Raw genomic sequence first — 9,955 nt, forward strand, 5'->3', positions numbered from 1 at the left:
GAAAAGAGGGAGTAGGGAGTATGCATTAGGGACCTTCCATGGAAGGTCAGTAGGAAGTATACAGTAAATAATTAATGATTTTTGTACGATATTAATTTTATTTTTTATTATTGGAGATGTCTATTGATATTTTGATGGTTAGCTTAAATAGGTAGGAAAAAATACAGCATATTCGGTTGTATATAAAGTACAGATATTAACAATTAAATGTTCTCAGTGCAGGCAAGATGCCCGCTATGGGTGTACCTCACACTTGGTGGAATCTGCTGTATTTTTAGATTGATTTATTGTACACAAAAGTATATTTTTTATGCCCTACTCCCTACTCCCTACTGACAAATATTAAATTAATTTTGCACATGTACTTATAGTTTTCTTCTCACCTCCTGAGATAACTTAGACATAATCTGGCAGTAAAAATTCTAGGTATCCAAAATAATACGGAGTTGTATGAAGTTTTTGTTTTGTGTCTAGTTTCTTGGAATAACTTATGTTATGTTTAGAAATTATTGACCTTAGTTTTTTCATAGTGCATCAATGACCAAAATATCAGGTCTCAAGCCTCCCCTTTAAAGGGGATGAAAAAAGAAACTTCAGTATTTCAAGCCTCCCACTTAAGCCGGAAGTACTGATAACTGATAACTGATAACTGATAACTGAAATGACCTACAGTCTTAGAATTGCAGACTTACCGAGCAATGAACGACCACGGGAAAGATTAATTGCCTCTGGTCCGAAAAGTCTTTCCACTGCAGAATTAATTGCTATTCTCTTAGGTACAGGTCAGGGAAAAGGGAAACTTTCTGCTGTAGGTCTCGGACAATATATACTCAATCAATTAAGTCAACATCAGCGCGACCCCCTCTCAATTCTCCGTAATATTACAGTTCAAGAATTAACTCAAATTCATGGTATTGGTACAGCAAAAGCAACAACTATTTTGGCTGCCATTGAATTAGGAAAAAGAGTATTTCAATCTCGCCCTCCAGAATTAGCTCTTGTTGAAAGTCCACAAGCTGCTGCAGATGCTTTAAGTCAAGATTTAATGTGGCAAACCCAAGAAAAATTTGCAGTTTTACTCTTAGATGTAAATAACCGCTTACTCGGAACTCAAGTAATTACCATCGGTACCGCAACAGAAACATTAGCTCATCCCCGTGAAATTTTTCGAGAAGTGATTCGCCAGGGTGCAACCAGAGTTATTATTTCCCACAATCATCCTTCGGGAAATGTGGAACCTAGTCCCGAAGATATCAACTTAACACGCCAATTGTTAGCAGGAGCGCAATTTTTAGCTATTCCTCTACTCGACCATATCATTATGGGTAATGGAGAACATTCCAGTCTGCGCCAAGCGACTAATTTATGGGAAGAATATCCTCAAGGAGATTGATATATAGCGCTACGCGCAAGTCAGAAGTCAGAAGTAAGTAGGGGCGTTAGCGGCAGCTCTGCGTTAGCAAATGGCCATTCGCCCCTACAGAAGCGATCTCTGACCCTCGTTTGAGCATTTAGGAATGTCCTAAGCTTTGCTTCGACTGCTATAGCAGTAGGTTCTTTGGCATTTGACAATAAATTTGAGTGAAAAGGGAGTAGGTAGCACAGAACAGGAAATAGAAGAATTTCCTAACTTATTTGTGTAGTGCTTATCATAAGCATATTTTCAAAGTATTAGAGAAAAGCGATCGCCAATATATAGCAGTGGCCACTATAGTTAGGATTTGATATTATTAATTTTTATAGCAGTCGAAGGAAAGGGCACGGACATATTAAAAGCTTAAAACTCAGACAACGCAAGATATTTCCTTCCCTCCTAGATAACTAAACGCCTCCTTCCTTCTTGCTTTTTACTTCTTCCTTGTATTAGAGAAAAGCGATCGCCAATATATAGCAGTGGCCATTATACTATAGTTAGGATATCAGGCAATTATGATGATTCATTACGCGAGCAAGATGCTCGCACTAATTGTCAAACACCAACTTGGCGGTTGCTATAACTAATCGCCTTTTTCCTTCTTCTTTCTTCTTTCTTCCTTCTTTGTTGAAAAACATTTAATTAGAACTAACAACTGACTTTACAGTTTTTACTTGGTTTGGATTCATTGCCGCTTTAGGATAAGCAATACGTTTGTGATTGTACTGTTCCCAAACTTGTACAAAAATTTCGGCAATAGTTGACATTTCTGCCCTTGTCAAACCAGAATCAGCCAATTGATTATCCTGCCAACGTGCCCGCATAATTTTCTTCACCATCTGTAAAGCATCTTTATGAGTCACATCTTTGAGCGATCGCAATGCTGCCTCACAAGAATCTGCCAACATCACAATAGCAGTTTCTCGCGATTGTGGAATCGGTCCTGCATAGCGAAACATCTCTTCCTTAACTACCTTTTCTCCCTTCTCAGATCTTTGTTTAGCTTGATAATAAAAATAAGCAATTAACATTGTACCCTGATGTTCAGGAATAAACGCCCTAATAGCCTTTGGCAATCGGTGTTTACGAGCCATTACCAATCCTTCCGTAACGTGCTTTCTGATAATTTCCACACTCACCCACGGATCTTTAATTTCATCATGTTTATTCGGTCCACCCATTTGATTTTCAATAAATCCTAATGGATCGTGCATTTTACCAATATCGTGATACAAAGTACCCGTTCTCACCAATTCTACATTACAACCAATTGCTCGTGCTGCCGCTTCTGCCAAACTTGCCACAAACAGAGTATGCTGAAAAGTACCAGGTGCTTCCGATGCCAAACGCTTCAACAGAGGGCGATTAGGATTAGCCAATTCAGACAAACGAATCGAAGTAATCAAATCAAACAAATGCTCCAAATATGGACTCAAACCCAAAGCAACAATACTCCAAACCAAACCTGTTACTGCACCTGTTACTGCTTGCGAACCTACCGGACCTATGATTGCATACCATAGTAATCCTGGTGTTTCACGGACAATCAAATTTATCAACAAATAAACAGTACCTTGAGTTAACCCTACCCCTAAACCTAACAATGCTTGTTCTTCACGCGATCGCATTTTTTCAGCTATTACACTGCCAACAATAGCACCAGCAGCACTGGCAAACCAATCTATTTTGTCAACATCCATCCCAATAGGTAGTATCACAGAGATTAATCCCACCACTGTCACTCCCATAGTTGAACCATAGAAAGTTCCTACCAATAATCCAATTGCTGGTAAACTACTCCATGGTACTTTCAAGGCGATCAGTAACGGTGCGCTCAAACTCAAAAGCAACAAAAGTATATTATCTCTGTGCCTTAGACCAGATTTAAATTGCCTTTCTACTAGAACTACTATACCTACAGCTCCACTAACAATACCTACCAAAACCCCCAAACCATGCCAATTAACTGTACGGCGACTTAAGCGAAAATGATCTAGTAACACAAATGCCTTACGGCTAATATTTTTCCCCTTCCTGACAATAACTTCATTCTTTCGGACTTTGTATGTTACTGTTTCAATCTCTTGTGCTGCCAGTTCAACTGATTGTTTAGTGCCTTCTGAATCTAGAGATAAATTAGCTTCCAAAGCTACCTTCAAAACATTGATTGCTAAATCTTCCGCCACCACAGGAACTACATCATTTACTTGTAACTTCAGTGCTTTCACCCATTCCTGCTTAGGTAGATTTGGCGATATTCCTTGAGCCAGCATTCGCTCTTTTACAATTTCAATACCTGTTTGAGTTTTTTGCCAGTCAGTGTCAGACAGTTCTAATAAAGTAGAATCGTATACCTCATAACCTTCGATTTCCTGCTGTTTAGCCAGATATTCTGTTGCGTCTTTGTACAAATCACGAGCTTGTGAAATCTCCTCCAAAACTCTTTCATAGTTTTGAAAAAAACTTTTTTTGCGATAAGCTAATAATTCTGAAATTGCTTGTCGATCCTTACTACTAATAACTATAGAATTTTGACTATATTCCTGATAGTCTGCTAGGACTGATACCTTAGTCAATAATCGATCGTCTATAACGTTATCATTGTTACTGACAAGTTCTATTGAGTTTTTAGTTAATATAGAATCAGCATTTATTCCTGGTTGAGGCCCTGGAGGTCTTTCTTTTAACTCTTCCTCTACTATTTGTTGAATAGCCACCCACTTTTCTTGGGAAACTTGCTGTAGGTGCAGCTGAGTATTTGTTGATAATATACCTGTATTCACAAATGGAAAATTAACAACTATCTCTCTGACTTGATTACCTAGTGCCAGTATTTCAGCTAATTCTTTGTCAACTCTTTGATTGACTGACTCATTAATCATCAATACAGTGATGTCACCCAGTCTAGCTGATTTGCGCTGCTGTTCAGTTACTTTATTGTCGGGAACTATAGCACCTTTCGGAGCACGGATAGTTTGAGGAGCAACAGTTCCCTCATCTAACTTTGGCTGACTGTAGTAACGTTGACCCATAGTACCTGTTAGAGATGCTATTGTCAACACCACTAAAATTGGTGAAGTTGCCAGAGTTGACCAACTCGATAATTGTTGTTTTTTCTGGGGCTTCAATAATTTCCCAATTAAATGTGTCAGATGCATATTTGTTGATGTCTAAACATCATAGAGTTTTCAATATCCACTAGCTTTGCGTGGGCGAGGACGAATTATATTCCTGGCAGCAACTGCTGGCACTATATTTTGTGTCATATTATTTGGGTCATAAACTCCACACCAAACTGCCCAAAGTTTTTTGGCCAACTTCAGAATTTCTGCTTCATTTATTCCCAAAAGTTCTGCTCCCATTTTTTGTCGCCATTCTACAGGAATTCCAGTAGTACTGTTATAAGCTCCTGATAAAGTACCTACTATAGTACAGATTTCGGTTGCCCATTTTGTTCTTGAACCTCGTAATATTGATAAACTCAGGTCTTCCGGGGTACTGAGGAAGCAGTATAAGGCTAAACAGATAGGTAAGAAAAAAGGACAAGAGATAGAGTTTTCTTGTTCTTCAGAAAATATATCCTGTCTTGAACAAGATTTAAGATTTTTTGATAATTTAGTTATTGCAGTATCTAAATTTGCTTTTTGATTAATCAATTGTTCTACTTGTCTTAGTTGCCCTACTAATGGTTCTTTTTCTCCAATATAGTCGATAATTTTGGGTATTATAGTTCGGGGATCTAGTTTTTCTGTCAAAGCTTGGGCTATAAGATATCCAATTGCTAAGTTACTTGGATTGATATCTGAGTAATTTTGCCACACTTTTCCCCATTGCTGTAATTTTTTTTCCAGTTTCAATTCATCTTCGTGATATAGCAAGGTTACTGGCAAGCTTGCTATAACTGCATTACTAGCTGTAGTATAAAATACATCATCTTTATCTATATAGTAAATATCGGCCAATTCATTATCAAATATCTCTGGAAATTTTTCTACTTTTTTTTGAGAATATTTTACCTGACTTGTTTTGCCACTTTGGTCTTTTTTATTAGTCCAATTATATTGCCATTCTTCATAAACTTTCTGCCAATCTTTTTGATTAAATTCTTGATTTATAATTAGGCTATTTGCACAATTAGCTGTAATTTCTCCCCATTTTTGCAATTTTTGTTTATCTAAATCTAGGTTAAATTTATGTTTATTTATCGATATTTTATAATTTTTTCGTTCTTTCTCTGTTTGTTGTTGCTCAAAGTAATAACCTAAATGATTACCTAAAACTGCTCCTAATAAAGTACCTTGGAATTTTGTTAATAGAGAATGCTGCATTATTTATTCATTTCTTCTATAAATTTATTTTTCTTATATAGGTAATGAGTAGTATAGGTAAATTTAATCAAGTTAGACCTACAGCAATTTTGGAGTTTACGAGGTAAAAAGTTTTACGAGTTGAGGGAATAGGGAATAGAGATTAGTATTAAATTGTAGTTCACGCTTCCTCAAAAGTGCTGTAAGTTTTATATATGCTTTTTCAGACTAACATTTATTCAAAACTTATTTAAGGTCGCTATCTATATTGAATTTTATTATGTCATCTGTACAGATTTATACTATTACTTATTCTCAAAATAAATGTTCTTTATATGAATAATTTAATTTTTGTGACTGGCATTAGATACTGTTTGTCAAAAAAAGATTAAGTAGGGTGTGTGACGGTACGTTTAACATTTATAGAATAATAGTCAGTTTTACTGCCACGCTCTGCTTGCTGTGGGAAGAGTGCGTTACCTAAAAAGCTTCGTACCATAAACTATCTAATATTTATTTAACAAACACTCTCTTAATATTGATGCCATTAATAATAGTTATTATTGAATAAGTATTATTTTTTATATAAAAGTTGTAAAAAATTTGTTTCTCTCATTCTTTGAGTAATTATAGTATTCTATGATTTGAGCTACATAGTTATTACTTGAATGAATCGTTAAAGTTTACGCTATTTTATTTATTAAATATTATTGAATAATTTATAGCGGTTTTCAAATAGATAGACTACAGTTGCCAAAGCATAATCCTGCTGTCTGCTCCCTACTCCCTACTCCCTACTCCCTAACCCAAAATAATTTTGTAGTCTACTTAAATGAAAAGTGTTGTAATTGATATATTTTTTTCAAATATAAAATTTCCAGCCATATTTAGATTTAGGCAATTATTTAACTGATAGTTTTTTGAAGATAATTAACTATTGCTTTTAACCCTAAAATATAACTTTCTGAACCAAAGCCACTGATCTGACCCACAGCTACTGGTGCTACAAAAGAATGATGTCGAAATTGTTCCCGACGATAAATATTACTCAGATGTACTTCTACCGTGGGAATATTAACCCCAGAAATAGCATCCCTAATGGCAATACTTGTATGAGTATATGCCCCGGCATTAATAACTATGCCTTGGTGTTGCTCACTAGCTGAGTGAATTACATCCACCAAGACACCTTCATGATTAGACTGTAATACAGAGATTTTTATTCCCAGGGCTTCCGCCTCTTGCTCTAACAGTCCATTTATATTATCTAGAGTTTCAGAGCCATATATTCCTGGTTCTCGCAGACCCAGGAGATTCAAATTTGGCCCATGTAAAACTAAAATGCTAAACAAATAATTTAAACTTTGAATGATAGAATTATCAGCGACGAGAGCGGTCTTTGACTGGAATGGGAATGAGTTCTGGTTCTGGTTCTGGTTCTGGACCTAATAAAGAATCAACCAGCTTGCGGGTCCATTCCTTTAATTTTTCTATTACCTTGTCAATGAAATCCATCAATATTTTATTCCCGCTGAATACTCTCACCTTTTATAGTGAGGGGTAAGCGGGGCGGGTTCTGCCGCTTCCCTTTTCATACAAAAGTTTTGAAAGATTTTAACAACTCAGCCACAAAATGATCAATAGTCATTGTGGCCTTTCGTTTGTTTATCTTTACTCTTATATTAACACTATCTTTGCTGTCGGGGTATATGGCCATTCAGCAACGATTCGGTTAAGTTGTCTTAAAAAACATGGATAAAAATCCACAATTTTATTTATTATCGTTTTATTATAATCAAGTATTTTATTATTGTAGTCTTCCAGCAGATAAATATAATTTTCTTCTCAACAGATCGAGAGCTGTACAGGCACTCACTCTTCTAATCCAATCTCTACTGCGTAAAGCACCAAAGCGGTATTCAAAACTTTCTACCTCACCAGTTATTTTTGCTATACCAATATAAACTAAACCCACTGGCTTAAATTCTGTTCCACCTCCAGGTCCGGCAATACCTGTAATACTGATTCCCCAGTTACTTCTTAACTTCTTCACCACCGCACTTGCCATTTGTTTTGCCACTGCATGACTCACAGCACCTTCTGTCGCTAAATCTTCCTGACTAACATCTAACAAAGAAATTTTTACAATATTTTCATAAGCTATAACTCCACCATAAAAATATTGCGAACTACCTGGAGTAGAAGTCAACATACTACCTAAACCTCCAGCAGTACAAGATTCGGCCACAGTTAAAGTTTCCCCTGCATCTAACAATAATTTTCCTACTACTGAAGCTATAGAGTCATCATTAATGCCATAACAGTCAATTCCTGCAATATCTCGTATTTTTTGTTCTACAGGCAAAATTAATTTATCTGCTAATTCCTGAGACTTAGCACGAGCAGAAATTCGTAATTTTACCTCTCCAAAATTAGCATAGGGAGCAACAGTAGGATTTTTCATTTCCAACAATGGGGCAACTTTTTCTGCCAAAGCTGACTCTGCAATGCCCCAAAATTTTAATGTCCGACTATAGATAGTTTCACCACACCAACCCTGATTCTGCATATAAGGTACAGCAGTTTCTTGCCACATTAATTTCATTTCAGTGGGAACTCCGGGAAAGGTCATTATTGTTACATTCGGCACTGGTTGCCAAATAATTCCTGGAGCACTACCAATAGGATTAGGCAAAATACTTGCTCCCTGCGGAATTAAGGCTTGTTTCCGGTTACTGGCGGTCATGGTGCGACCCCGATGGGCAAATTTTTTGGTAATATCTTCTATTATTTCTGGTCTTTCCATCAGTGGAGTATTAAAATAGTCTGCGATGGTGGCCACAGTTAGATCGTCTGGAGTCGGGCCTAAACCTCCTGTGAAAATTAATATTTGGGAGCGTTGGGTAGCGATCGCTAATACTTGTTTTATTCTTTCTGGATTATCTCCTACTACAGTTTGATAGTAATGAGCTATTCCTAATGTTGCTAATTCTTGGGCTAAATATTGAGCGTTACTATTTAGGATATCTCCTAATAGTAGTTCTGTTCCAACACATATAATTTCTGCAATCATATCAAATGGTAGTCCTAATTTGATGTTTAATTTTATCGCATTTCTCAAATTAATTAATTAGTAAGCATTCGGCAGTCAGCTATCAGCTATCAGCCTAAAAAGGCAGTGCGGACGATAATGGTATCTGGCAAGGGGAGCATTCGGGAAACGCTTTTTAACAGCTATGAGTTATTAACTGATTATCACAAGCTCAGGAGGAATTAGTCTCCAAGGAAAATTCAAACTTACTTTTTTCAAATTGGTATAACACCCTAAGAGCACATTAATTATTATTATGTTTACTTCTCCCTCATTACCCCCACTCTCTCACTCCCCAATTCCCCTGGTCAATAAAACATTTAAGCTTGTTTGTGTTTCCACACTTTCCAACTCGTATAAACCAGTAAACCTGTAGCACTAAAAGCATAAATTGCGCCACTAGGAATACCAGAAAAAGCCATAGCTAAACTTCCTACCCAAAGTGTTAATGAATAGATAAAAAAAACTGTTAATCTTTGAGATAAACCAGCATCTAATAAACGATGATGAAGATGGCGTTTATCTGCAATAAAAGGAGATTTACCATTTCGTAAACGGTCTAGAATTACAGCAGACATATCAATAATTGGCACTGCTAGTATTAGATATGGCAAAATAACAGAAGTAACCACAGTAGTTTTCACTAACCCTATTACTCCTACTCCTGCTAAAGTAAATCCTACATAATAAGCTCCTCCATCCCCCATAAATATTTGAGCTGGATTAAAATTATAACGAAGAAAACCTAATGTTCCACCAGCTAAAGCTGCGGCAATTAAAGCTGCTGCTGGTTGATCCATAAATATACTTACAATTAACATCACAAAAGCTGCAATACCAGAAACACCAGCAGCTAACCCATCTACACCATCAATCCAATTAATCGCATTTGCCATCCCCACTAACCAGATAACAGTTACAGGCCAGCTCAGAATATTAATATGTACTAACCCATAAAAAGGAATTGTCAGAAATTCAATTTGTACTCCTACTATCCAAGCCATACTAGCAGCAATAGTTTGCATGAATAACCGAAATAAGGGAGATAAACCAAACAAATCATCTGCTAAACCAATTAGAAAAAAAGCTAAACTACCAATTGTTACACCCCAGATTTCAAACTCTTTTTCTGGAGGTAAAATA

General features: G+C 36.5%; 7 protein-coding genes. 1 reads left to right on the top strand and 6 read right to left on the bottom strand.

The window, feature by feature from the left end; genetic code table 11:
* Positions 1-661 precede the first annotated feature (661 nt).
* Positions 662-1,393: a DNA repair protein RadC gene (gene radC / locus F6K13_RS06170; protein ID WP_124143254.1), complete on the top strand. Its 732-nt coding sequence runs from the start codon at positions 662-664 to the stop codon at positions 1,391-1,393.
* Between the two features lie 659 nt (positions 1,394-2,052).
* Here the strand turns inward: radC and F6K13_RS06175 are convergent.
* The 6 genes from F6K13_RS06175 to F6K13_RS06200 all read right to left on the bottom strand — a co-directional run.
* A complete protein-coding gene (locus F6K13_RS06175; RefSeq protein WP_124143253.1) occupies positions 2,053-4,572 on the bottom strand; it encodes an HD family phosphohydrolase in 2,520 nt (839 codons plus the stop codon).
* A gap of 30 nt (positions 4,573-4,602) precedes the next feature.
* A complete protein-coding gene (locus tag F6K13_RS06180; RefSeq protein ID WP_124154105.1) occupies positions 4,603-5,742 on the bottom strand; it encodes an ADP-ribosylglycohydrolase family protein in 1,140 nt (379 codons plus the stop codon).
* Positions 5,743-6,626: 884 nt separating this feature from the next.
* Positions 6,627-7,073, bottom strand: coding sequence for a type II 3-dehydroquinate dehydratase (aroQ, locus tag F6K13_RS06185; protein WP_124143251.1), 447 nt, complete (start codon positions 7,071-7,073; stop codon positions 6,627-6,629).
* A gap of 28 nt (positions 7,074-7,101) precedes the next feature.
* Complete coding sequence (locus F6K13_RS06190) at positions 7,102-7,239, bottom strand: hypothetical protein (protein ID WP_205127581.1); 138 nt, start codon at positions 7,237-7,239, stop codon at positions 7,102-7,104.
* 289 nt (positions 7,240-7,528) lie between these two features.
* Complete coding sequence (locus tag F6K13_RS06195) at positions 7,529-8,794, bottom strand: competence/damage-inducible protein A (protein ID WP_124143303.1); 1,266 nt, start codon at positions 8,792-8,794, stop codon at positions 7,529-7,531.
* Positions 8,795-9,132: 338 nt separating this feature from the next.
* Positions 9,133-9,955 (bottom strand): MraY family glycosyltransferase (locus F6K13_RS06200; protein WP_287287032.1); only part of this gene is annotated, 823 nt, incomplete at its 5' end.

The sequence above is a fragment of the Okeania sp. SIO2B9 genome, from assembly GCF_010672505.1.
In the GTDB taxonomy this organism is placed as follows: Bacteria; Cyanobacteriota; Cyanobacteriia; order Cyanobacteriales; family Microcoleaceae; genus Okeania; species Okeania hirsuta.